General features: G+C 58.3%; 18 protein-coding genes. 3 read left to right on the forward strand and 15 right to left on the reverse strand.

The features are described 5' to 3' along the window. Positions 1-1092 precede the first annotated feature (1092 nt). Entirely contained in the window at positions 1093-1641 is a 549-nt protein-coding gene (locus CA85_RS19570) for a hypothetical protein (protein ID WP_146393052.1), read from the reverse strand. A 227-nt stretch (positions 1642-1868) separates the two neighbouring features. After that, positions 1869-4862, reverse strand: coding sequence for a protein kinase domain-containing protein (locus CA85_RS19575; protein WP_246112990.1), 2994 nt, complete (start codon positions 4860-4862; stop codon positions 1869-1871). 279 nt (positions 4863-5141) lie between these two features. Here CA85_RS19575 and hemC point away from each other — a divergent pair, with 279 nt between their 5' ends. After that, entirely contained in the window at positions 5142-6083 is a 942-nt protein-coding gene (gene hemC, locus CA85_RS19580; RefSeq protein ID WP_261344720.1) for a hydroxymethylbilane synthase, read from the forward strand. A gap of 459 nt (positions 6084-6542) precedes the next feature. Here hemC and CA85_RS19585 read toward each other — a convergent pair whose 3' ends face one another. From CA85_RS19585 to der, 7 genes are all read right to left on the reverse strand, one after another. Continuing rightward, the gene (locus CA85_RS19585) at positions 6543-8258 is read right to left on the reverse strand and encodes a glycosyltransferase family 39 protein (protein WP_146393053.1); all 1716 of its coding nucleotides are present in this window, start codon (positions 8256-8258) and stop codon (positions 6543-6545) included. After that, a complete protein-coding gene (locus CA85_RS19590; protein WP_146393054.1) occupies positions 8245-9804 on the reverse strand; it encodes a hypothetical protein in 1560 nt (519 codons plus the stop codon). Before CA85_RS19590 ends, CA85_RS19585 begins: the two co-directional genes overlap by 14 nt. A gap of 22 nt (positions 9805-9826) precedes the next feature. Then, positions 9827-10702 carry a hypothetical protein gene (locus CA85_RS19595; RefSeq protein ID WP_146393055.1) on the reverse strand — a complete coding sequence of 292 codons (876 nt, stop codon included), beginning with the start codon at positions 10700-10702 and terminating at the stop codon, positions 9827-9829. Between the two features lie 446 nt (positions 10703-11148). After that, the gene (locus tag CA85_RS19600) at positions 11149-12738 is read right to left on the reverse strand and encodes a glycosyltransferase (RefSeq protein WP_186775068.1); all 1590 of its coding nucleotides are present in this window, start codon (positions 12736-12738) and stop codon (positions 11149-11151) included. Positions 12739-13482: 744 nt separating this feature from the next. After that, entirely contained in the window at positions 13483-14889 is a 1407-nt protein-coding gene (locus CA85_RS19605; RefSeq protein ID WP_146393057.1) for a helix-turn-helix domain-containing protein, read from the reverse strand. A gap of 72 nt (positions 14890-14961) precedes the next feature. Further along, positions 14962-15360, reverse strand: coding sequence for a calmodulin-binding protein (locus CA85_RS19610; protein WP_146393058.1), 399 nt, complete (start codon positions 15358-15360; stop codon positions 14962-14964). Positions 15361-15523: 163 nt separating this feature from the next. Continuing rightward, positions 15524-16876 carry a ribosome biogenesis GTPase Der gene (der, locus tag CA85_RS19615; RefSeq protein WP_146393131.1) on the reverse strand — a complete coding sequence of 451 codons (1353 nt, stop codon included), beginning with the start codon at positions 16874-16876 and terminating at the stop codon, positions 15524-15526. A gap of 174 nt (positions 16877-17050) precedes the next feature. Here der and CA85_RS19620 point away from each other — a divergent pair, with 174 nt between their 5' ends. Further along, positions 17051-18031: a uracil-DNA glycosylase gene (locus CA85_RS19620; RefSeq protein ID WP_246112991.1), complete on the forward strand. Its 981-nt coding sequence runs from the start codon at positions 17051-17053 to the stop codon at positions 18029-18031. A gap of 81 nt (positions 18032-18112) precedes the next feature. Then, a complete protein-coding gene (trpA, locus tag CA85_RS19625; protein ID WP_146393060.1) occupies positions 18113-18961 on the forward strand; it encodes a tryptophan synthase subunit alpha in 849 nt (282 codons plus the stop codon). Positions 18962-19060: 99 nt separating this feature from the next. On the opposite strand, the gene CA85_RS19630 is transcribed toward trpA, so the two are convergent. The 6 genes from CA85_RS19630 to rbsK are packed head-to-tail and all read right to left on the reverse strand — an operon-like array spanning position 19061 to position 26294. Next, the gene (locus CA85_RS19630; protein WP_146393132.1) at positions 19061-20905 is read right to left on the reverse strand and encodes an arylsulfatase; all 1845 of its coding nucleotides are present in this window, start codon (positions 20903-20905) and stop codon (positions 19061-19063) included. 26 nt (positions 20906-20931) lie between these two features. Beyond that, a complete protein-coding gene (locus CA85_RS19635; RefSeq protein WP_391564911.1) occupies positions 20932-21954 on the reverse strand; it encodes a nucleoside hydrolase in 1023 nt (340 codons plus the stop codon). Further along, positions 21945-22901 carry an ABC transporter permease gene (locus CA85_RS19640; protein ID WP_146393062.1) on the reverse strand — a complete coding sequence of 319 codons (957 nt, stop codon included), beginning with the start codon at positions 22899-22901 and terminating at the stop codon, positions 21945-21947. The genes CA85_RS19635 and CA85_RS19640 overlap by 10 nt, the downstream gene beginning before the upstream one ends. Next, the gene (locus CA85_RS19645; protein WP_146393063.1) at positions 22898-24406 is read right to left on the reverse strand and encodes a sugar ABC transporter ATP-binding protein; all 1509 of its coding nucleotides are present in this window, start codon (positions 24404-24406) and stop codon (positions 22898-22900) included. Before CA85_RS19645 ends, CA85_RS19640 begins: the two co-directional genes overlap by 4 nt. Next, entirely contained in the window at positions 24403-25368 is a 966-nt protein-coding gene (locus CA85_RS19650) for a sugar ABC transporter substrate-binding protein (protein WP_146393064.1), read from the reverse strand. Before CA85_RS19650 ends, CA85_RS19645 begins: the two co-directional genes overlap by 4 nt. Then, positions 25365-26294, reverse strand: a complete 930-nt coding sequence (rbsK, locus tag CA85_RS19655) for a ribokinase (protein WP_246112992.1) — start codon at positions 26292-26294, stop codon at positions 25365-25367. The genes CA85_RS19650 and rbsK overlap by 4 nt, the downstream gene beginning before the upstream one ends. Positions 26295-26331 lie beyond the last annotated feature (37 nt).

Genomic DNA, 26331 nt, shown 5'->3' on the forward strand with positions numbered 1-26331 from the left:
ACTTGGATCTGCGTTTGGCGCAGTCGACCGAAACGACACCAAAGTGAGAGGGACCGACCGCCTCGACTCGCTGCTGAATCACCCCAGCTGGCTTGCCGATGTAACGGGCCTGATTGGATTTTGACGATTTTGACGAACGTTTCTTGGTGGCGATTGCCATATCGGAGTTCCTTGATTGAAGGGAAAGTGAATTCCTTCAATGAAAGCACTCAGAATGCGCCCCTGGTAGTTTTTTAGGCTAACTTGGGGACATACCAGGCATGGCTCTCGTATCCAATGATCGTTCAAAAATGCGTCCCTGATGAACAAACGCTCGCCAGGGACCGACAACACCATTGGCGTACCGCTTTTGCAGGGAAACGCTGGCGACCGAGAGATCCCTTGCCAAGCCAGCACCTCTGCAGAGCTCGGCTACGTTTCTCCCGGCAGTGCCAGTCTAACATTGATAATCACATCCCACAAATAAATCCTTCGATACGGGAGCCATACCTTGAAAACCTCGGGCGCTCGCTTCCGTCGGATGAGCCGAAAAAACAGGAGCTCCGACTAGTTCAACAGTCTCTCACGCGTCGGGTTACCAAGACCGCTTCGAAAACGAAAGCACGTGCCATTCGCCTAAGCAACGCACGATCAATTTCTGTCGTAGTGGACGAGGCGACGAGCTGTTGATTACCCACAAAATCGGATCCCCTGTCGGCTTGTCCGACAGGAATCCATGTTTTGTAGTTAGGAAGGCTCAAGCGTGCACCTCGCTCCCATGGCCGAGCCGACAGGGGAACGACCATCGATGCCACGGTTTTCTAATTCCAAAACGTCGCTTCCCGTGTGGCAAGCACACGGGGGAGCAAACTTGTGGGTAAAGGACAGGAGGCGACGAGTCCAAAGCCGCAGGACTCGTTGCCTCGTCCACTACTAAAACCGACACTTATTCATCGTGTGTTGCTCACGGCCCTCGGCTCACCATTGCGGGGCCAACGTCGCTAAAACGACAAACCGTGAGGTTGTCGGTGGTGACCGCTACGCTCGAACCACTGGCCAATTCCTCGCGAGGCGGCCCTGGGCCTCTTGGGGTCTGGGGCCTCTTGCGGTCGCTCAGGGCAGTTCGCGCCGGTAGCGGGGCTTGCGAGCGATCGGTAGCTCGATTTGATGCTCCTCTTGAAAACGGCGTCGCTCGACAGCGTCGGCGTAGTAGGTCAACCAGGTTTCTGTGTCGTCGACACAGCGATACTCCAGTTGGTTTCCCGTCCCATCGATCTTCTTCTCGCAACACGGCAGGATATCGCGGTAGATGAGGCGATACAGTTCACGGTCACTCAGGTGATCGGTACAGGTCAGCACGATGGACTGCGAATGCAGACGCTCAATCGTTTCGTGCAGCCTCGCTGTGAGGGAATCGTCGGCCAAGGACTCGGGGGGAGGAATGTGCAGCGGGGGGTTGAACCAATCCCGAATCGGCAGTGCTGGCGCCCGTTCCCAGGCGAGAATCGAGGACAGGTATTCGTTCTCCAGCTTCAGGGGCATGCGGGCCATCGCCGGATCGTCGATCGAATCGTCTCGATACGGTTCGAGCTCGTCGCGCAATCGAGCGTTGTCAATCATCAGATCCACTTCTTCGATCATAGGTCGACTCGCCTTACTCATATCCATCGTTTGCGTCACCTTCCCCAGTGGATCGAGCCCACTTGCGAGATGTTTTGCGTGTTCTCAGGACCAACTCAGGTTGGACGCCTACTAGGCTATCCAGACGCCGGGCATCGTCCATCGAGAATTGAGTCAAAATGGGCCGTTCGTCAAGAAAACCAGCACCCGAGCTCGGCCTGATCGTTACGAGCGGCATGCTTTTCCAACCCAGCAGCGACAATCTTTGCCTAAAACTGATCTTCGACCCATTCCCGCCAATCGTCCCATTCGTCCACGCTCGCCACCAGCTCGGGGAGAGCGGGCAAGCGAACGGTCCGCCCGAGATCAGGGCGTTCCATGTGCACCGAAAGCAGCCCGTTGATATCGATCTCGAAACCGATCTTGCGGGTAGGCGATTGCTCGCTCGGGTCGACTTCGATTCGATGTCGGCCGAGCGACTGCCATGCTTCGTCCTGGACGCCGGAGGATTCAACCAGGGCGAGGGTCAGGTGATCGTCCTTGGTCGCGCCACCGAGCTGGCGATTGGTGCGTGCCGGAGTGGGCGTCCCACGGGTGATGATGGGCAGGATTTTGCGTTTGCCCCGGGCGTCGGCGACAACAAATCCGACCGAGCGAGCCGCTCGGGACTGGGCCGGCAACACATTCTCACGGTGACCGGGCAACTCCGCCTGCAGGCACGCCACGGCGCCCTCAGCGGCGTTGGTGGCGTCGAAAAAATCGACCTGCGTCTGGTCCAACGATGAAAAGACGCGTTGCCGGATCGCGGGCAGACGCAGCAGTGGACCGTGGGCGAGACAGCGGGAGATCTCCTGGGGCTCGATGCCTGCGCGACTGCAGGCCACCGCGATGGCTTGTTGCACGGATTCCATCAGATCGCCACACGCTTCGAGCCACTGGGATCGCGACAGGGTGACCGTCTCGGTCTTGCCCTCATGGCGAATCTCAACCTTGGATTCGGGCAGCAAAAGTAGCGAGTTCATCGCTCGCTCGCCCGCCATTTGAATTTTGGTGGCATAGATTAACTGGCTGCGATTGACCGACTTGGCGGCCATCACCTGGGGCGGATTCGATAGTTGCGATTGGATTCGGTCGACCAAACGGCTCGACCAGGCCATCACGCCGCGGTGCCAGTGGCCGGACGATGCGAGTTGCTCAATGCGATTTCCTCGCCGGCGAATCACGGCAACGTCGAGGGCTTGCCCAGTCAACCCAACGTACAAAACCGTTTCATTGCTATCCTCCTCGAGGCTGTCTTCAAAGGCATGCCGAGCGATCGCAAGGCCGCGATCAATCAAACGCACCCCCGGCAGTCCCGCGAGCCGCGCAGCGGTATGGATCCCCCGCCGGTGGAGTTGGTCGTAGCAGCCAGCGACCGTGATCGCGACCGCCTCCGGCCAACTTTCGTGACGCTGCCAATTGTTGCCCAGGACACTGTCGATCGATGCGTTACGCGTCGCACCGCTTGCGCTAGAATCCTGCACGTCCGCTGGTGTTCGAACGCCGCGAAAGTTCACCAGGGTCCGGCCGACGAGATGCCGCAAACACAGAGCCGTCGTCACGACCGGTGGGCACATCCGGCCCGCGATCGGACGCAGCATGTCCTCACGGCCAAAGTACATCATCTGGCAATGCGAGACGCGATGCGGATATTTGCTTCGTAGTTCGTAGGCATCCTGCCCGAAACGCAACTCAGCGGTTTCCGAATCGCGGCGAGATTTTTCCGCCACCGCGAGGCGGAACAGGGGCTGAGGTTGATCGGGTGACCCCGCCGGCCATCCCCCGCGCACGCTCCCGCCGGGACGCCCGACCGCCGTAGCCGCATGGGTGGCACTCAAATCGATGCCGAGCACACTCAGAGCACGGGGACGGATCGGTCCGGTCGATGCGCTGAGCGCGTTGGACGTCGAACCCTCTTCGTCGATCTTTCGATGTGAGAAGTCCAGTACCCAAGCCGGTGTCGAGCGATCGTTGTCGTAGGGCGCCATGGCGCGGGCGACCTCGTCCATGGAGGCGTACCGCTCCGCAGGAGACTTGGCCAACATGCGGGCGACAATGTTCGCGAGCGTGACGTCCACATCGCGGCGATACGACATCAAGTCAGGGATCTCGCCGTGCCGATGACCATAGATCTGATCGATCATCTCGCCCGGGAAAGGCGGATGACCTACCAACAAATAAAACAGCGTCGCGCCGAGTGAATACTGGTCGCTGCGGGCATCGGCGGAGTTAGGGTCCTCCAACTGCTCGGGCGAGATGAATGCGAGGGTTCCCATCAAGGAGCGTTTCGGTGAACTCAGCAGACGCAGCGAATCGTAGGGCTCGGCGACCTCCATCGCTGCCGACGGAGCATGTGCTGAGTCACGGGACGATCCCGCCACCGGATCGTTAGGTTTCGCCTTGAGAGGCTCCGCTCCTTTTCCCTTAACAGGATCCGCCCCTTTGCGTGACTTGCTGTCCTTGGCGGGGTGCCATTGGCGGGAAAACCGAGCCAAGCCGAGGTCGAGCAGCTTGATCGTGCCCTCCCGCGAACGCATTAAATTGCTCGGTTTGACATCCCGGTGAATGATCCCGGCGGCGTGAGCATGGTGCAGGGCAAAGGCGGCTTGCCGAATGGCCGACGTCGCGTCACCGACCGACATCGGCCCCTCTTCGGCAACGATCTGCGACAGCGTTTTGCCATCGACGTATTCCATCGCGAGAAAATGAATCCCCTCGGCTTGTCCGGCATCAAACGCCGTCACGATATTCGGATGCATCAACCGCGAGGCGGCCCGGATCTCGTCATGGAAACGCTCGATCGAGCCGGTATGGTTGAGCCAACGCGAGGGCAAGACCTTTAGCGCGACGGTCCGCCCCATCGATCGATGCTCGGCGAGAAAGACTTCCCCCATCCCCCCGCGACCGAGACGCTTGCCGACCCGATAGCCGCCGACGGTTTCCGGCAAAGGAACCGAGTCGGTATCGAAAAAATCGTCCATCTCAATCGCGACCGATCCCTCACTGGACAGCAACGTGCGGGTGAACTCCTGCCGGTTCTCAGCAACCGCGAGCGGCTCGGGCTCTCTCGCAATCGTCACGTCGCTCGACGATCCGGCAGCAATCGGGGCTGCCCAATGACTGCCCCGCGAATCATCGCTGGCTCTCGAATCATCGCTGGCTCTCGAATCACCCGAATCATGTTCGCGAGGCGGCAGATCGGGATCGCGGGGGGGAACTGGCACGGTGTTTCAATCGACCCCGAATGAAGAGAAAAAAAGGATGGCATTGCATAGGATAGACTATCTCGCCATCCTTGGAACGCATCCATGGCGTCATCGTTCCCACTGTTTCGTGTGAAATCACAGGATTTCCGGGCTCCTTTCGCCGGCTGCGAGTTTCTTGGCGCCCCGCTCCTGTGACTTGGACAGGTCGTTTTCCTTCCCTGCTATATAGGTTTCTTTGCTGTGCCCAGGTCCGTTCCCCCTTCCTCCACCTCCCCCTCTGGCACTGCGGTACGGACACTGCGGATCGCGACCCGAGAGAGTCCGCTGGCGATGTGGCAGGCACGACACGTGGCGGCGGGATTGACCGCCCATGGCGTGGCCACGGAACTTGTCCCCCTCGTCAGCGGTGGCGATACGGACATGCGGCCGATCGATGGCAGTCGTCAAGTCGGTTTGTTCACCAAGCGGATCCAGCAAGCATTGGTCGACAATGAAGCCGATATCGCTGTGCACTCGCTCAAGGATCTACCCACCCAAATTGACGAGCGGTTTTCGCTCGCGGCCGTCCCGCCGCGAGAGGTCGTCACGGACTGCTTGGTTTCACCCACCGGGATCGCCCTCGCCGACCTGAGCGTCGGCGCTCGCGTCGGTACCGGCAGCACGCGGCGGATGGCGCAGCTGAAGTCGCTGCGCGATGACCTCCGCGTCGAACCGATCCGAGGAAACGTGCAAACGCGATTGTCCAAACTGGAATCCGGCGAGTTCGATGCGATCGTGCTGGCCGAAGCCGGTCTGCTGCGATTGGAAATGCACGACCTGCCTCGAACGCGTTTTTCACTCGAAGAGATGCTGCCGGCCCCCGGACAAGGGGCCCTGGGTATCGAAGTCCGTAGCGACGATGCCGAGGCCTACGCGGCCGTGAACCATCTCGACGATCAACCAACCCGATGGGCCGTCGTCGCCGAGCGAACCGTCCTGGCGGCTCTGCATGGCGGATGCTTGGCGCCAATCGCCGCGTACAGTGTCGCCCTGCCAACAGCCGATTCGCAAACGGCCCAACTCAACCTGACCGCGGTGGTGATGTCGACCGATGGGACGCAGCGTCTGGAGGAATCAGCGGTCAGCAGTTTCGAGATCGCCTCCCCACCGAGCGACGCCGCGGCCATCGAATTGGGCAGCGCTGTCGCTGAGAAACTCCGCGCCGCCGGTGCCGAAAGACTCATCCAAGCCGCCCGTTAGCATTGAAAATGCAGCCGAGTGAGGCAACGAACGATCGCAGTAGCCCGGGCGAAGCCTCGCACCTAAGAAACGAAGAAACTGGCTCACCGACTCAGCAAGAAGCTTAAAGACGCTGCGATCATGCTGCTCGCAGGTGACCGCCACGGTGCAAATTCGTTCAAACCAAGCTTGGCCATTCTCACCACAGAGCGTTTGCGTCATCCGGCGATGAATCGCAACAAACCGAATCGGTATCCGTTCACGGCCTACGGCCCTGAACGAGTGATGCCTAACGCTCTGACGCGATGTATTGTGCGCAGTCAATGGGCTGTCTTGGCAAGCTCACTGGCATCTCTAATGTGCTGGGTCTTCCCGCAGCCCTAGCAGATAGTCGAACGCATTCCTGGCACTGGTTGCTTGCCCTTCCATCCATTACCTCGGCATTTGCCCTACATGATTGGCAGTGCTCAATTCCCCGATTCAATTTTTCACCTGCCCGTCGACCACGTGGTAAATCGTCGTTGATTCCGACAGACGCATTGTTGGAGATCGGCTGAGGAACCAAGAGTTCGGTTCCGTCAGAAGTTGATCGATCGATACCACCCACCATCCGTCCTTGCCGGGGCCCTCACGTGACATGGCCCCCGTGCCGACAGTAACGTCGATCCCCAGCCGGTGGAAATCCACTTCCGAGGGAGAGTAAAGGAGGTACACGGGACGACGCTTCGGATGTTCGCGGACCCAGTGGCGAATCGCGAGCAAATCCTGGCCCCAATGAAGATTGCTATGGCTCAGATAGCGATGCCCGTTCCGCCAACCGCCAACAATCTCGCCAAAATATGCATAGCTGCGTGGGACAATCGAAACGCTACTCAGAGCGAACCAGATCAACAGTGCGACCAGCAGCTTGCGAACTTGGCTACCTGCAAACCTTATCGGATAAGCCGCCAATAGAAATACTGCCGGAAATGCGGGAAGAACATATCGTAGGTGATGGTTGAATCCAGTTTGAGAACTGACTAGTACAAAGACCGCCAGTCCCGGTAGGATCATGACAAAAATCCCGATCATTCTCCGGCGCCCCAGTCGCCTGTGCCCACAACAATTACGAATCATCAGACCGCTACCAACCGCGACGATCAACCAGAACGCAAGCGGAACTTTGACCAACCAAGCCACGGTGTAGTAGTACCACCAACCACCCTCTTTCCACTCGCCCATCAAGTAGGAACGCATTTTGCCCTCGAAGTCACGTTTTTGAACATCGATCCCGTGAGTGTATTCCGCAGGCAGCGGGACCGGAATCCAGCCTAGTAGAGTCCCGGAAAAACGATTGCCGACACGCGGATTCATTGTCGGACTTCCGTTGTCGATGCCGCTAAGTGTTTGGCTGATAAAGTCAAGGGCCCCGATCGGACGAAGCATTCCCCGGAAGTCATATACCGCGTGGACCAACAGCCAAGCAAGCAAGGCCGCTACACCAATCTGTTTCCATCGCTTCGACCAGGCGTGCCTCTTTGGAGAAACGTGGCACAATATCAAGTACATCAACAACAGTAGGGGCGGCAGCACGATCCACGTTGACTTACTTAACAACGCTGCTGCGACGCTGATCCCGAGCCACACCGCATCCCGCCCGCGACCGATCTGATACCAGCAATAGAAACTCCACGTTGCCCAAAAACCGAATACCGTCGCGCCGACGTCCGGCGTGATCGTCGCTGCGTACGCGATCACCATAGGCGAAAAGACCCACAACGTTGCGGCAAATAGACCGACGGATGGACCACCCAGTCGGCGACCGACCTTTTCAATCAGGAATGTCCCGAAAATCGCAATTGGGATCGCGCCCGTCCGCGCGATCGACATCCAATAGAAAATATCCGGTCCCTGTTGGCGAATATAAGCCAAGCCTAAAAATACCTCCGACCGAACGCCGGGCCCCTTTGGGAAAATTTCGTAATTCATACCGCCGCCGAGCAAAGCCACAGGAATGGCTGATAATAATCGAATCAGAGGTGGATTGACACGATAAGGGTGAAAGTCGCCGTACTGCAAACTAAACAACCCACTGGGTAGGTGCCCCCACTCGTCCCACCCTGGCCCCGTCCACCACGCCGTCACAAGCAGCATCGTGAGTTGAATCAACGACAAGGCGAAGAGAAAAATTCGATTCAAACGCCTACTGGGGAGCATGACATCCCTTTTGAAATGACCGATCGCAACAACATCTGAACACCGCCAATCCTAAAACCGCGAACATGGAAAGCCACACAATCCAATCACCTGCCCATGCATAAACGCTGGTCGTTCTGCAAACCGGCACCTGATAGAGCTGCATTCCACCATGACACGCTGTTGGCTCGATCCTGCACCCTCGCGGACCAAAGGCGGCCGTCAATCCGCCGAGCGAGGACCGCACGATCGACCGCCTTGCCTCGACAGCGCGTATCCGGCAGTGTGTCATTGACAAATTTTGGAAAATACCCGATTGATCGAAAGTTTCATCAAGCGAACACGTCAGGAACAGGTCGCCTTCATCGATATCGTGCAAATACGACCACGCAAAAAAAGCATCGTAGCAAACGCCGACCTTCACTCGCTGTGGTTGATGAAACCAACGCAGCAGTTCTTCTGCGAGCGCCGGTGGCGTAGCATCACGCACGGCACCTTCGGGCAGCGCGCCCAGCTGAATCAGCGACTCCGTTCCCAGCGGCTGCGACTCGACAAATGGCGCAAGACGATGCTTCGCCTCAATACCAACTATCTTGCGATCTCGTATCTCAACGACCGCATTGATCCGATCGGATCGCCTTCCCACGCTTACCCAAGCTCCCACGATGACGGCGCAGTCCTCCAGCGAGGAGGCATCCAACCAAAGTCGGTCGTTCGTTCTTGTCAAATGTAAATCCCCGTCCGCAAGCGTCAAGTGGATCATTGTCTCGGCGCCCAAAATGGTAACTTCCTCGCAATCGCCATCCTTCCGTGCCTGCACTATCAGCGACTTCAGCTCCGATTCGCTGGAACTCGACAATGGGAGCGGAACCGCTACTACGGCGGCCTGGTCTGTGACGGCATTCCGAAACGACAGCGAGTTTGACGTGACAATGGCGGTCACCACGAAGCCAATGATGCCCACGCCGATGAGCCGATCTCCTCGAGATCGCTGGCCATCTGATGCGATCACCACTCCCGTCAACAGGGAAACGCAAGCAAAGGAGAGCAACGATACTCCGCCGATGGCGGCAAGCTGAAGTCCGAATCCATCCGGCACGGTCTGGCCCAACGAACCAAACGTCAATCCACTACCGTCATAGCAGTATGCGATGGCATGTCGAAAAGTCTCGTAAAATACTATAAAGAACGGCAGAACAGTTATTACAGAACAGGATCGACCGAGCATGTGGGACATCGCGCCCATGACCCCAGCATGAAACGCGGCAAAGGCCAGTGTCAAAAGCAGCCAGATCACCCAGAGATCACCACCTTTCGATAACAGAATTCCAGCGAACAAGATGCCGTATAGAAACAGGCCTCCGAGGAATCGGCTGAGATTCGTTCCGACATGACTCCCGATAACGAAAGTGAAGTACACACCCAGTAGCGCGCCCGCAAAAAACAAAATGTCGCTACGTGACGCAATCAAACTCCAGCCCAGAAAGCCAGAACCAGCGATCACGCACAGGGCATCGAGAAAACGTCCGCCTCCACCGCGCCGCCGCGCGCTATAGATTCGATTCACCTTGATTCGTCCAAAACTGTACTTACTTTTCGGCGCGTCGGCGTTTTAGCCACTTGGACCCAAAATAGAGAAATAGCAGAAAAATGCCGCTACCGAGTAGCACCAGTCGGCGGAACCAAGGATTGCTTCTCGGCATTCCGAGTTCCCCCATCGAAAATACCTCCAACGGGGCGGGCTCGAGTTGATGCTCAAGTAAGCGACACTCAAACTCGCTTGAGTAGTCCGTATTGGATACAACCGTGTCAACCGTCTTAGTTGGAAATTCATCCTGGTTCTCGCCATAGGTTATCGACGCCTGGTTTGTTCCAGTCGTCTGACCATCTTCTGCTTGGAACTGCATTTCCCATGATTGCACCCTGTAGTCCTCCGCCGTCATAACTACATTGTATTGCTTGGTTCCATCGTCGATTCGCCGTGAGAACGAACCGATGACATGGCCAGCGTCGTCACGGTTAAACTTCAAATTACGCAATCCGGGTTGCTTATTGATCCATTGGCGAATGTATGTCTGAACTTGAACCGTGCCAATTCGATTTGCCATTGACACGAAGTATTGTCCTTTTACTTTGGCGACACCTTCATCCGGATGTCCGATGTCATAAATTGCCCCTGGATCATCGACTTTTCTCGCATTGATTTTCACAAATCCTTCCGGTCGCACAATAATACGCCTAATTTCTCCACTTGCCTCTCCATTGCTGAGGGATTGCGTATCGATACGGAAATAGCGATTGTCTCTCGCCCAGTACTCAATGAGTTTTTCCTGCGCCTCGCCGTCTATTACTTCGCGCTGACGCCAAATGAAATGGCCATTGCCGTACACTTCCTCTCGAGCGGATTGAACTTCGATAATATCGGAGTATAGACTGCGTCCGTCGGCCAGCGTGGATTGGTTCATCAGTAGCCACGAAGCTAATAGCAATGAACGAACAAGGACGCGAAGATAAGTCTCAGTATGCATCATAATAAATTAGAAAAGCGGTGCGGTGTGGCGAATCAAGGTTCCACTCCGCACCTATTGTTAAAGGCATCTATTTCCAGGGCGGATTAGGCTAACCCGCCGCCGGGCGTTGTCGCGTCACAAGGACATGCGTTCTCCTCTTTCTGAGGCGGGCAACCACATGTGTTGCCGTTGACCGTTCCAGAACAGTTCCCTGTGCATTTCCTTTCATTCAGCGTCGCTTCACGGCAACTGCCGTCGCAGCCACTGCTTCCCCACGCCCATGCGTTCGTCGTCGGCAGCAATGCCGACACTAACAACGCTAATCCCAACGTGCCTATCATTCCGGACACACGATCATTCATCTCAATCTCTCCGTCAACTTGAAAATTGCATCCACGGCGTCATGGATTCGGATGCACCAAAGCCGTCACGCCCAGCATGAGGGTGGACGTGGAATCATCAAACAGCAATTCAGCCGATTCATGCTGAATGCCCGCAGTTGGTCCAGCGACCAAATGAATTCGGATTGATTCGGTCTCTTTTGGCGCCAAGGTGAGCGGCAGATCGTCGATCGCAATGCAGCGACAAGAACCTTTTGCTCCCAACACACGAACCGATTTGTTCGATGCGTTGCGCAGTTCAAAGGCGGTCGTCGCGGTATCGCCAGGCTCGACTCGACCGGCAAACTGCTCTTGTGATTTGACCAATACAGAGCTACCGGCAAGGTAGCCGATTGCCGATCGCGGCGAGCCAAAGCCCAATACGGCCGCTGCGAGTAGAACGGGCAAGATAAACCGAGCGTAATTCGCCACCTCTCCCAACAATCCAGGCGGCATCGACGACGTTCGACTCCACCACCCACGCTGCAGAATGAGACAGACGCAAACAACGAAATCCAGCCCGATCATCGCCTGGATCGGTAGCCCAACACTCCCCAGACACTGGCATTGCGTCGCACCATGAGCCCACTGGAGCAACAGTAGCGAAGCGAATACACTGATCATGACAAGCAGCAATCGGTGAAGCGGGCCATGAGCAACGAAAGTCAGTGTTACCCACCCTAGCAAACACTCAAACACACCCCAAGCGATGACAATGCTACTCGGAGCCACCCACTGCGTTGCCAATAACATCGGTTGGCCCGCTGTCGCTTTCGCCAGTCCAGCGACCATCAGGAGGCAACCAACCGCGAGTCGTGTGATGACGTAGAACCTGCTCGCAACGGGAACGCAGTACGTCTCAGAGTGGGGCGATACAGGAGCGAACCGCCATTTTAGCAGCACGAATACGAGCCGAAAGAAGTCGGCTGACCGAATTTTCTTGCCTTCCTCAAACGAGCGAGGACGATATGAAATTTGCGACTCGACGATTGAGATTCCACGCCGAAACAACTTCGCATTCATCTCAGTGCACAGTTCGAATCCAGTGCTCGATAGATTCAGTTGCCTTAGTAGCCGTGTGGGCAACAGTTTGTAGCAGGTTAACGGATCGGAGAGCCAATACCCGTACAGTACCCACTGAACGATTGCGACCATCCGCACTGCCCAGTAGGCAACAAAGTGCCCCCCCGGCGATTTTCCCGAACTGAGGTAACGAGAACCATAGAAAACAGCATCAGGCTTTTGCCTATTATTTGATCCTAACGCGTCCGCATGAAGGGCCGCGAGATCGACCGGATCGTACTCAAGATCTGCGTCCTGGATCGCTATGAATTGCCCTGTCGCGACAGCGGTTCCATCTCGAACCGCGGTCCCTTTACCACCATTTGTGTCTCGGATAATGACACGCAAATCCAGTTCCTGGGCCAGAGATAGAACTATCGAACTTGATAGATCCGTCGAACCATCGTCGACGACGATGATTTCCGCGCCAGGCAATGATTGGCGGACCGAGACTAAAGTAGCCTTGACCGTTCCTGCTTCATTGAAGCAAGGTACGACAACTGAAAGTCCCGTTCCTGTGCGACCCCGTTCTTCATCATCTTCTGCCATGGAAACTGCGACCTCCGGCTGAGGAAAAAGCGCTAGCACCGAATAACGAAGAAGTGTAACGACAGCTAGGGGGGGGGGGGCAAGCATCAAATGGCTGTTTCGTTGTTTTTTTCTCCGCAAGGAATCGCGGGGAAACGAATCCGAGAAGAAAACGATAAAGGGTAGAGGGGCACGATGAAGTCCAAGATGCTAACGCCAAGAAGAATCCGATTGCATCACGCCCGACCAACCAACGAGCCGACCATCACACTGGCGACAGCGAGAGTGTTCTGCCAACGAGACTCTAGCCCCCGAGCAGCCTCGCGTGCAGCCGCCAATGACGCGGACCCTGCAGATGCGCCCTGACCCCCACTTCGAAAAGAACCGTCCGCTCGACCGGTGAAACCAATCCTGCGGTGAGGTGCTCGTACCCGGGGCGGCAGCGACGGGCTTCGCCAATGCGGTCGACGAGCTCGGCAATTCCCTCGCTCGGCACCGCCCAGATCACAAGGGCAGGTGAGCGACCTCCATTCTCCCGTCCATGAATTGGTTGACGAGGCAGAGAAAGGGTGTCGCGCCGGTGCAAGTGGATGCGCCAGCTTTGTGGACAATCCTCTGGCGTCGAAGCGTGAGCCTTTGGCGATCGAGCACTACGGAGCAACTCGATGAAGGACTCACGCCACGCCATCGCCTCCTCGCCGACCCACCATACTTCTCTCTCCGGGGCAGCCGCTGCGAGCGCAGGGGCAAGGGAATCGAACCGGCTCATCCGACGCCACCATCGCTGAGCTTGCGGAGCAGCCGCGAGCGACTGATCCCGAGCCGCCGCGCCGCTTCGGCCTTGTTTCCGTCGGCCGCAATCATGGCACGCTCGATCAACTTCGATTCGTACTGGCTGAGCACGTCGTCGAGTGAATCGATCTGGAAATCATGCGGCGAGACGGGCCGAGGGCCGACCGTGATTACGCCATCGCTGCTGCTGACGTGGCTGCCGGAGGATTGCGGTCGCCGGTACGAGCGAATGGCCAGAGGCAGGTGCTCGCGACCAATCCGGTCTCCCGCGACGATCTCCACAGCAAACTGGATCGCGCCCGTCAGCTCGTCCCATTCGCCGGGCCAGGGATACGACCGGAGCCAATCAATCGCCTCTCGCGATATCCGCGTCGAGCGAGCCAGCCCCGACGCGATCAGCTCGAGGTCGTCCTGACGCGCCGCCAGCGGCGGAAACTCGATCGGAAAAACCTCCATCGCGTCGGCTAGCGATTCCTCGAGCGGCACGCTCGTGTCGCCGCGGTGAGCGGTATCGCGGCGGATCCCGATCAAGCGGAGACGCTGTGGCCACGCCGCCAACCATTCGGATAATCGCGTCTGAGCGTCGACAGGCATCTCATCGAGGTGATCCAGGCACAGCGTGCCTGTCGTTTCTGCCTGTTCTCTTAGTTCCGCGATGACTGGCGCGGCGTAGACCTCGAGCAATTCCGCGTCCATCAACGACGCGTCCAGAATGACCAACGGCTCCCCCGGGGCAGAATCATGGTGGATCATCGCGGCGATCTCGGCGGCGCCGCAGCCCGGGGGCCCGATCAAACCGATGTGGCTGCGTATATTGCAGGCGAGTTCGACGCGGCCGCGGAGCCGCCGGGACGGTCGGCTCGTGCCCGCCAATAACAGATTGGCGTGCCGCTTCTGTCGCCCGCGAAACCGAGCGAGTTCCTCATCGAGCTTCGCCGACTGACGCACTCCCTGGACACCAAACCAATCCTGCCACGGGATTTCGGTATCGGCGAGGTAGTTGCCCAAGCACCCCAGGATCATGCCGGGTGGTCCGGCGGGTGGAGAATCTCCTGTCCCTTGGGCCGCCGACAGATTTTCCAACACGACGAAGTGGGCGACAGCAGTGCGAGGTTCGGCGGCTGAATTCCGGTCACCGTCGCCCGCAATTTCTAGGGGCACATGCAATCGCTGTGTCACATGACCGCGAAAAGCGTCACCCGTGCGTAGGGCTGCTCGATCGAGTATCAAGGAATCGGCGACCCTCGCTGGCAGGTCAGTCTCAATGCCCAGCCATAATCTCATGGCGGGGGAGAGATACACGATCTCTCCGGCTGAGTCGATCAACCACAGGCAAGCGGCGGTGGACTCCAATAGACGCGGCAATGTCCCCGAACGCATGCGTCGCGGGGCTCCCGCGGTCGCGGTCGGGCGAGTCGGTGAATTCAGAGCGGGGTGGCTCCTGCCAAGAGACTAGAATGTGTCGAGGATGAAGTGGTGGCCTCGATGGAAGCGGCGGTTACTGGGATAATAGTTGTGCCACTTCTTATTGTAGACCGGGATTCGCATCTCGGTGGGGTAACGGTGATACAGGCTATCACTACTCTTGAAATACTCTTGTCCCCAAAAGTTCTGGGGGTAGTACACGTAGGGGTAGTGGTAGAACCGGTTCCAGTCGACGTTGGCCGCCGAACCGCCCCACGCTCGCCCGAAGGCTTGCTGGTTGCCGTATCCGGCACCTGGACCTCCCATCGCCCCAGCTCCGCCAGCCATTCCAGGTACAGGCATCTGGGCCGACACGTTACTAGCCGTAGCAGCAGAAAAAGCGATCACGCCGCAGGCGACGGATAGTAGGATGAATCGACGAATCACGTGAAGTTTCCCGTTGAACGTTTGGAAAGTGCTCAGAAAGGAGCGACACTCCGTTTCATCGGCACATCCCCGTCGAACGGTTGAGCCCTTTCCACATGAATATCCGGCAAGACCGGATTTCCATGTGGCCATCGATCGGTCAATGGCAGAGCGAACCGGTCGCTCAACGTGATTGCGAGCGTCCTTTCTGCTTGGCTTCCTCAGCCCGCGTGCGTTTCTGAAAATACAGCTTGATCGGCACCTCGCCGAAGGGCAGGTGGTCGCGGAACCAACCCAGCAGATAGCGTTGGTAATCGTGGGTGAAGGCGTTGGGGTCGGTGCACATCAAGACGATCGTGGGCGGTTCAGTCGACACCTGCGTCGCGTAGAAGATTTTCGGTCGGCGGTTCTGATAGAGTGCCGGTGGATGCACGTCCATGGCCGCCCGCACGACCCGGTTGAGCTCGCCCGTCGATACTCGCGACTGGGCTTGCTTGTGCAACATCGCGGCATGGTTGAGCAGCGTCTTGACGTTCTTTCCCGATTGTCCGGTGATGAACGCGATCGGTGCGTACGACAACGTCGTGAACTGGTGTCGCAGGTATCGCACCCATTTTTCGGTCGGCACCTGGCCCGCATAGAGATCCCATTTGTTGACGACGAAGATGACGGGCTTGTGGTGTTCGATCACGTACCCGACGAGTTGCTTGTCGACCTTGCTCGTTTTTTCACTGGCATCAAAGAACATCAGCACCACGTCGGCGCGGCGAACGCTGCGGGCCGCCCGGTGCGAGGAGTACCACTCCAAGTCCGTGCGCACGCTCTTGCGTTTTCGCAGCCCCGGGGTATCGATGGCCGTGAAAGTTTGCCCGTCGATCTCGAAATTGACGTCGACGCTGTCGCGGGTCGTCCCGGCAACCTCGCTGACGATCATCCGGTCGGATTCCGCGAGCGTGTTGACAAACGTGCTCTTGCCCACGTTGCGGCGACCGACGATCGTCAACTTCATCGCTGATTCCGGGCGGATCGTTTCATCCTCGGGCGGTAACCGATCGACAATCACTTCCATCAAATCGTCACGACCGCGGTTCTGCAGCGTGCTGACGGGAATCAACATGCCGCGTCCGAGCGTTCGGAACTCTTCCGCATGAATCTCTTGATGGTCTTGGTCGGTCTTGTTGGCGACCAAGATCACGGGCCGCTCAACGCCCCGGAGTCGCTCGACAACCTCCGTGTCGAGCGGCATCACACCGGTCTGGACATCGACAACGAGCACGATCACGTCCGCCGACGCGATCGCCAGCTCGATCTGGCGTTTGACATCCGCCGTCAGGTCGTCGGCATCCTCCACGCCCATCCCGCCGGTGTCGACGAGTTCAAAATATCGGTCATCGGTCTCGATGAGCGTGGTCATGCGGTCGCGGGTGACGCCTTCGTAATCGTCAACAATCGCCAGGCGGCGGCGGGCCAGCCAATTGAAAAGACTGCTTTTGCCGACATTGGGTCGGCCGACGATGGCAACTTGAGGAACAGGCATTTTGAGGACCGAAAGGTCGATGTGCGGGATGCGGGCGGCGTTGGGGCGTGTCTCCCAGGCGGTCAACGTTTGGGACAATTGTTCGACACGGAACTGACATGGTAGACTCTGGCCTGCTAATTCAGAATGCCATGGCAGCACGAACATGCCGAAAACTCGATTTTGACCAACGATTTGAACGCTCCCCCCTCCACCGATGGCCCCGACCCCAGCGATTTGAGCAGCAAATTCGACTGTGCTGGCGATATTCTTGGTGCCGGAGGCGAGTTGCTCGCTCATTTGCATCGTAGCGGTCTGCGTTTTTTGCCACACGCCGGTGCCGACGCAGTGAGCCAATGGACTCAGAGGCTGGCCGCCGCTGCACCGTCCCCGGACGCCGAAACTCATGCGGATACGGCACCCTCGCCGTCCGCGGCGGCGACCGATAATCCCCCCACCTCTCCTGGGCCTGCGCCTGCGGCGACCAGCACACCTGCGGCGACCAGCACGCCTGCTCACGCCGAGCCTCCCGCCCGGCGGTTCTCGCCTGTCCCGGCTACCGTCGTCAGTTCCGCGCCCTATCCCGGTGCGCCCTTGCCTGTTGCTGAAATCGCCACCTCATTGCAAACACTCGCAACCGACGTGGCTGCCTGCACACGCTGCAAAGCACTGGCGAACTGTCGGTCGCAGACTGTCTTTGGCGAAGGCCCCCCACAACCGCGTTTCGTCTTTTTCGGCGAAGCTCCCGGAGCGGAAGAAGACAAGTCGGGACGCCCTTTTGTCGGGGCCGCCGGTCAACTGCTGACCAAAATGATCGACGCGATCCACCTCAAACGCGACGACGTTTACTTGCTCAATACCGTGAAATGCCGACCGCCGGGCAATCGGAACCCGGCTCCCGATGAGATCGCCAACTGCCGCGAATATTTCGAAACTCAACTGCAACTGCTCCGGCCGGAGTACATCGTTTGTCTCGGTGCGGTCAGCGCCCAGGCATTGTTGCAGTCGAAATTGTCGATCGGTCGATTGAGGCAAACCTTCCACCAGTACCATGACAGCAAAGTGCTGGCGATTTATCACCCCGCGTATCTCCTGCGAAATCCCGATGCCAAGCGTGCGGCCTGGGCCGATCTGCAAATGCTGATGAAGGACGCGGGGCTGAACCCTTCGTCATGAAGTTAGAGATGTTGCCCATTCGCGGTCTGAAAACTACCCTTGGGGCGTTTTCGAAATCTCTTTGACGCCCAGGTCCACGGCATGTCCGAACTGAAACGCTTATTCGCCTCGCTCGCCCAGAAAAACCGCAAGGCACTGATGCCCTTCGTCACTGCGGGTGATCCCAATATCGCCAGTACCGCGGCGGTGATCCGAGCGGCGCATCAGGCGGGTGCCGATCTCTGCGAAGTCGGCGTGCCCTACAGTGATCCGATCGCCGATGGCCCCGTGATCCAAGCCTCCTATCAACGCGCCCTCGAAGCTGGTTTTCGCCTGCAGGGTGTCTTTGATTTGGGACGTGATCTGTCAGCCGACGCGGCCATGATGCCTCGCGTCACCATGGTCAGCTATTCGATTATCTATCGTATGGGAATGGCGAAGTATGTTGAGCGGGCCAAGCAGGCCGGGTACTGCGGCGCGATCGTGCCCGACCTACTCGTCGAAGAGGCCGCACCGCTGAGTCAGGTCTGTCGGGATGCCGAGTTTGACCTCATCCAGCTCATCACCCCCACCACCACCCGCGATCGCCAACGCCGCATCGCCGACCTGACTACGGGATTCCTGTACTACGTTTCTGTAACCGGAATCACCGGGGAACGCACCGTCTTGCCGACCAACCTGGTCGACAACGTCTCCTGGCTACGCGAGCAAACCGATCTACCGGTCTGCATCGGATTCGGCATCAGCGGCCCCGAAACTGCCGCCCAGCTCGCGCCGGTCGCTGATGGCTTGATCGTGGGCTCAGCGATCGTACGCCGCATCGCCGACGCGACCCGATCTGCCCAACAAGCCGGTCAAGATCCAACCCCGGCTGCCGCCAAGATTGTCGGCGAGTTCTGCAGAGAGCTGCGCCAAGCGATCGATGAAGCAACCGTCCACGCCGCTACCTAAGCACCCCATCGTCGACCGACGAGTCCGCTGCTCGTCGCAATGAGAATAGCGGGGATTGCACCCGATAGCACCAATCGCCAACGCTCCTTCCACAGCGGCTCAGTCGCGCCGGACGTAGACGTAGTAGGCGCCGCAAATTTCACTGCCCACGTCGTCTAGGAACGTGGCCCGCATCTCGATGGGGCCAGCTGAGAGCTCGACTTGAGTTTCGAATGACTGCTGATCTGAAGCGGGTTCCAAGTCGATGACTTTCCCGGCGATCTCCAGTTTGGCCGCGGCGATGGGGAGTGACTCACCAGCGACAAAGGTACCATCGGTGACCGGGGTCTCGGGAATCTTATCGGTCAGTCGCAGGCCCGACTCCCGCGGCCAACGGCGCAGTTCGATGCGATATTGCCCGGGCTCGGCAACGCGGAGGTGCCACGTGCCATTCTTCAGGTCGCCACGACGAATCTGACGCTGCTGGTCGACAAAGACATCGAGCCATTCGCACGCCGTCAACATTGTCGGGTTCTCAGCATCGTCACCAATCACCACTCGCTGCGGTGTCATCACATCGTCCTTGACTCCGAGCCACCAGTTTTGCAAATGGGATCGCATTCGGTTGACGACCTCGGGATGCTCGGCGGCCACATTGTGATCCTGATGCGGGTCTTGATCGATGTCGTAGAGCCGGCGATTCTCGAGCAGTCGCCACTGCCGCCACAAGACCGCCGCGCCGTTTCGCTTCGGGATCGCGGGGCTGACATTGGTATACTGCACCCGAAACCCAGGCATGCGACTGTAGTTAATCACGAGCATGCGATCGTCCAATGATTCCTGCTCACCGCGAAGCACGGGCGCGAGGCTGACGCCGTCGAGTTTCTCAGGCACGTCGTTCACCCCACTAAGGTCGGCGAGCGTCGGCAAGAGATCCTGCACATGAGTCAATTCGTCGACGTCGCGTGATTGCCCCGACAGACCGCTTGGCCACCGGATGAAACACGGCACTCGGTGCCCCCCTTCCCAAAGCTGAGTCTTCTTCCCTCGCATGCCTGCGTTGAAGTAGTCTTGCCCCATCGTGCTGCCGTTGTCAGTCAGGAAGACGACAATCGTGTTCTCAAACAGATCGTGCTGCTTCAACGATGCATCCAACGCACCCACGTTGTCGTCAATGCTGGCTCCCATCGCGAGGAAGCTGACGAGCTCGGACCGTTTCTGTTCACTCAAGTGCTCGACGACTGCCGGGTTCTGCTCGATCGCTTCGCGTACCGGCCCGCGATACTTGTCCGGCACGAACCAGGGCCAGTGAGCGGCGTTGAGAGCAATATAGGTAAAGAAGGGACGATCATCTTGATCGTCGATCCACTGGGTTGCCTCTTTGAAAAAGACGTCCGTGCAGTACCCGCGATATTGCTTCCGTTCGCCATTGTGCAGATACGTGTCGGCGAAGTAGTCGTTGTCCCAGAAATCGGGGACGCTGTTGATATGCGATGAAGGAAACCACAGTGTTTCTTCAAACCCACGGTCTTGCGGACGAAACGGATAGTTGTCCCCCAGGTGCCATTTTCCAAAGATTCCTGTTCGATAGCCCGCGTCCTGGAACACGTTGGCCATCGTTTCCAAATCGTGCTTGAGCAGCGTTCGGCCGCTGCTGACGTTGATGGCGGCGTTGCGAAATGCATCCAGTCCCGTCAATAGCTGGCCCCGAGTGGGCGTGCACATCGGCGCCACATGAAAATCAGTCAACCGCACCGATTCGCTAGCGAGCCGGTCGATATTCGGCGTCTCGGTGATCGGGTTTCCATTGCAGGAAAACTCTCCGTAGCCCTGGTCATCGGTCATGATGACGATCACGTTGGGACGCTCGGGCGAGGCCGATTGCGAGGACTGCGCCGAGATCAGGACAGCGATGCTGGCAACCGCCGACGCGATTACGAGTCGAGTGAGATCGATTTGGTTCATAGCTTCACGGTTCTTAGCTTCACGGGTCATGGCTTCAGGGGGGGTTGGGAGACAAGGGCGCGCTGGATCGTCACAACTCGCGAGACGGATTTTTTGGGTAGGACGAGATAACGGTCTCTCCCGCCGGGCGCTGCTGCAAACGAGGTAAAGCCATCATCGGCAACGGTAACGCGGCCGGGTTGGCTCAGTCCAAAGTAGCCCTCATCCGGACGGACCGCATACAGGACGCTGGTCAAGTCCCAACTGGGGCGGTCGTGATCCGGCCCACAGTAGGTCAGGTAGGCTTCGGAAATCAGGTGATGTGGATGGTACTGGAAATCGCGTGCGATACTTTCGCGTGGATAGAGTGCAGCGAGGCCGATCCGAAAATCGCTCCAGACGACTGGGACGTCATCGGGCCAGTGCTGGGCGAAACGCTGCATCGCGTCGACACCGTGTTTCACATTGGCCTCAAAGTAGCGAGCGTTTCCTCGGATGGGAGCGAAGGCGCCCGCCATCACGGAGACCATCTGAACCTTTTGCGAGACGAGCTCAAGGCCCGTGAGCGGGCTGATGTCGTCGCCGGGAGTTTCGATCAAGTCCGCTAGGTTGGTCGCCAACCCGACTTGCACAATCACGACGGAATCGTCGTCGGCATCTGCCAAGACGCGTCGCAACAACTCCACGGCGTCGGGAGCGTCGTCGCTCGACATCAAGTCATGGGGGTACCGCAGCTCGCCCTCATCGCGTTTCTCAACGAGGTGCAGGTATTTGCTCTCGCGGTGCTGGGAATCGTGCGTCACTCCGATGGGGATCTCACCCCGCCCGTAGAACGTGTTGACCGCATCGACAAAGGGAGCGGTTAACGGGTTGATCTTGGAAATGGTGACAGCATCGATCACGCACTCGTGACGATCGGCCAAGGCGTGCAACATCGCTAACGCCAACGCGTCATCGACGTCGCCACTGATATCGGTATCAAAGATGATGTGGACCGGTTCGCTCGCGGAGACGGAGACGAGCGGTAGGGTGGCAAGCAGCAGTAAAATTCGCAGAGTCTTCATTTTGATTTTCCCCAATGGCTTCGGACCGCATCGAGCATAACAGCAACGACGATCACTAAGCCGGTAATGATTTGTTTGTTTGCATCGGAGACCCCGATCTGCGCAAGTCCCGTTCTGAGCACCTGAATGATCAGCACGCCAATGAAGGAGCTGATCACACTCCCACGGCCACCCATCAGACTGGTTCCCCCAATCACGCATGCCGCAATCGCTGCCAGTTCCATACCGATCGCACCGTTGGGATCCGCTGTCGACAGCCGTGATGTTTGGGCGAGACCGGCCAGACCGCACATCAAGCCGCTGATCCCGAAGACGGCGATGGAATAGGGGGCGGACCGGATACCCGACATCCGCACCGCCTCAGCGTTGGTTCCGATCGCGACGCAGTATCGGCCGAACACCGTGCGTGTCAAAACGAACTGGCCAATGATCACAGCCAACACGGCAGTCAAAAATGCGGGCGAAAGCAGGATGCCGGGCAGAGGTTGCCCGAACCATTCAACCCTGCTGCCGATGTAGACCGACTGGGAATCGGTGACCACCTTCGTCGCCCCGCGAGCCATCTCTAGCATGCCCAGAGTGACAATGAACGACGGGATGCGAAAGCCAACCGACAATGAGCCATTGATCATGCCGCCGACTCCCGATACCAACATCGCCACGCCGAGCGATGGCCAGATCGACCATCCCCGATGAGCCATCAGCACGCCCAAGACTGCCGACGAGAGCGCCAACAGGGAACCGACGGAAAGATCGATGCCGCCCACAATCAGCACCAACGTCATCCCAACGGCGAGAAACGTGAGGTCGGGGACCTGGTTGGCGATCGTTACCAGCGTCGAGGTCTGAAAGAAGTTCTCGCTACTGACGCTGAAAATAAAAATTAACAGCACCAGCACGGCGAGCAGTCCACCGTACTGGAGTAGCGATTGCGTCCAGCGGGAATTTGTCATTTCACGTACCCCGAGAAACAAGCCTGCATGATCTTTTCTTGACTCCATTGATCGCGTGGGAAGGTCGCCGCCAAACGCCCGTTGCACATCACCGCGATCGCATCACAGGTTTCGAACAGCTCTTCCAAATCACTGCTGACAATGACGGATGCCTTGCCGCTGCGAGCCAACGACTCGAGTAAACGATAGATACGTTTGCGAGCGGCAACGTCGATCCCCCGCGTCGGCTCGTCAAAGAGAAACACGTCGGCGTCGCGTACCAGCCATTTGGCGACGGCGACCTTTTGTTGGTTGCCGCCGCTGAGAGTACCAACAGCTTGATCGATGCTTTCGCAACGTGTTTCCAGATCGTCAACCCATTGCTGGGAAACGTTTTGCTCGCCGCGACGATCGATCAGCCCCCACCGTGAAAAACGTTTCCGCAGGCTGCTGAGGGTCGTATTCGTTGAGATCGGTTGCGAGAGTAGCAGTCCGTTCTGCTTGCGGTCCTCGGTGACCATCGCGATCCCGGCAGCAACCGCCTCGCTGGGGCTGCGAAATCTCCGTCCCCGTGATTCTCCCCGCAGCGCGACCTCGCCCGATGTGGCGACCTCGGCGCCGAAGATCGCCCGGAGCAGCTCAGTGCGCCCCGAGCCGACAAGTCCGGTGATTCCCAATCGCTCTCCACTACGAACATCCAACGATACCTCGCGCACCATGCCGCAATCGAGCGAACGGACGCTCAGGGCGACCTCTTCGCGTGCGTGGCTCGTGTGCGTCGACGCATCACTGCCAAGGCTCTCGCCGCTCATCCGCTCCACCATTAGATCGGTGGTCATCGATTCCGTGGCGTGCGTTGCAACGAACTTCCCATCCCGCAAAATCGTGATTCGGTCGGTCAACGCGGATACTTCATCGAGACGGTGGCTAATGTAGAGAATCCCGACCCCCGAATCACGCAGTCGTCGCAAATGTCCAAACAACTGTTCGGATTCACGCCCCGACAAGGCTGCCGTCGGTTCATCGAGAATCAACAATCGGCATTGCCGCGCCAATGCCGTGGCAATCTCGACCATCTGTTGCCGGCCCACCCCGAGAGTTTCGACGAGCGTGTGCGCCCGCACATCGTTCAAGCCGAATCGGTCGAGGACCTCGCGCGATTGCTCTTCCAACAGGCGACTGTGCAGCATTCCGGCGCGCTGGGGAAGACGCGTCAAGAAGAGGTTCTCGGCAACTGAAAGCGTGCCGATCAAGTTCAACTCTTGCTGGACGATTTCAACGCCCGCCGTTTCGGCGTGTTGTTTGGTAGGCGGGTCATAGTCGTCGCCTACCAATCGCATCGAGCCCGACGTGGGCCGGACCAATCCGCTGATGATTTTGCACAGTGTACTCTTGCCCGCTCCGTTGGCACCGAGCAAGGCATGAATCTCACCGCTGCGGACCTCGAAAGAGACATCGCGCAGCACCGTGACGCCGCCATAGCGTTTCGTGAGACCTCGAGTTTGCAACAACGGCGCAGACATCATTTCTTGGACAAACTTTCTGCCGTCACCAAATCAACAGGCGTTTCGATATCATTGCCTGCACCCTCACCATGGATCTCTTTCAACGCCGCTTCGATCCCAAAGACGGCCAATTGGTCACCATGTTGATCGGCGGTCGCCAACACCTTGCCCTCGCCAATGGCGTTCTGGATGGCCGTGATGTTATCGAAACCGACGATTTGAACGTCCCCGCTGCGCCCGGCACTCTTGACCGCAGCGATCGCCCCCAGAGCCATGGAGTCATTCGCACAAAGGATTGCGGCGATATCGGGGTGTTCGCTGAGCATCGATGAGGCGATCGTGTTTGCTTTGCTCATTTCCCATTCCGCCGACTGGCTGTCGATAATCGGGATGCCCGCCTCCTCCATGGCCGCCTCGAACCCCTTGCGTCGCTGCTGCGCATTGAATGAAGTGCGAATGCCTTCGAGGACCGCGACCTGGGGCGACGAACCGGTCAGAGATTCGGCGAGGTAGTCACCCACTTTCTTCGCACCGGCGAGATTATCCGGTCCGACGAATGGGATCGAAACCTCCTCCATCTCCAAAACGTCTTGGTCGAGTTGATTGTCGATATTGACGACCACAATGCCTGCTTGTTTGGCGCGGCGCAGGGCTGGCACGAGCGCCTTCGAATCGGCAGGCGCGATCACAATCGCATCCACTCCGCTGGCGACCATCTCTTCGACGAGCGCAACCTGGCGGCTGAGATCGCGTTCGTCCTTGATGCCATTGACGACCAATTCGTAGTCGTCGGCGTGCTCGGATTGGTGCTGTTGGGCACCTTTGGCCATTGTGGAGAAAAACTCATTGGCCAAGGACTTCATGATCAGCGCAACGCGAGGTTTCGACGACGCGGTGTCTGAATCTGCTGATGGGGAGGAGGTCGGTTTCGAACCGCAGCCGATCAGCAATGCGATCAAACAGAGACTCAAGATATTCTTCATGATTGACTTTGTAAGAGAGATTCAATGGCTTCACCGTCCGCCATACTGGCTTGGGCTCCGTGTTGAGACGCGGCCAGTGCCCCGGCAGCGTTGGCGAATCGTACGGCTTCGTACAGATCGTCTGTTTGCGACCAGCGTGTCGCCAAGGCGCCCGCGAAGGCGTCGCCCGCAGCGGTGGTGTCGACTGCGTTGACCGAAAATGCCGCGATCAAATGCGATTCGCCAGAGCGATGCAGCAGCGTGCCCTGATCGCCGAGAGTGATCGCGACGTGCTCAGCACCCATCTGTTGCAGCTGCGCGGCTGCCCGACGTGCATCGGCGACCGATTCAACGGGCTGTCCCGTTAGAACTGCAGCCTCAGATTCATTGGGGCAGAGCAAGTCAACCGCCAACAATTGAGATGGAAACTCACGCGGCGCCGGCGCCGGATCCAACACGACCCGTACCCCGGCTTTCTTGGCGATGTCTATTCCCGCCAAGACGGCGTCCATCGGGATTTCGAGTTGGACCAGAATCACATCGCTCCGCTCGATCAAGTCTTTCGACGCCATCACATCGTCGCGGGTGACCGATGCGTTGGCACCCGAAACCACCATGATGGCATTCTGGCCGCGCTGATCGACGGAGATCACTGCAAGCCCGCTGCTTTGACCCCTGCGTTGCTCGACTGCGTCACAGGAGACGTTGTGTTGGGAAAGGTTGCCGAGCAAGCGACCCGCGAACGCATCACTGCCCACCGCACCGATCATGGAAACGCTGCCACCCGCTGCTGTCGCCGCGACAGCTTGGTTGGCTCCCTTCCCACCACAGAACTCCGTGGAAGACTCCGCCAGTACCGTTTGACCGGCGATCGGCAACTCCGCGCAGCGGACGACGAGGTCCATGTTGATGGAGCCGAGAACAACGATCCGAGGCGAAGACTTCACGGGCGGAGAGGATCCTTTGCGTCAATGCAGTGAATAG

Origin of the sequence: Allorhodopirellula solitaria (assembly GCF_007859855.1) — a bacterium.
GTDB classification, from domain to species: domain Bacteria; phylum Planctomycetota; class Planctomycetia; order Pirellulales; family Pirellulaceae; genus Rhodopirellula; species Rhodopirellula solitaria.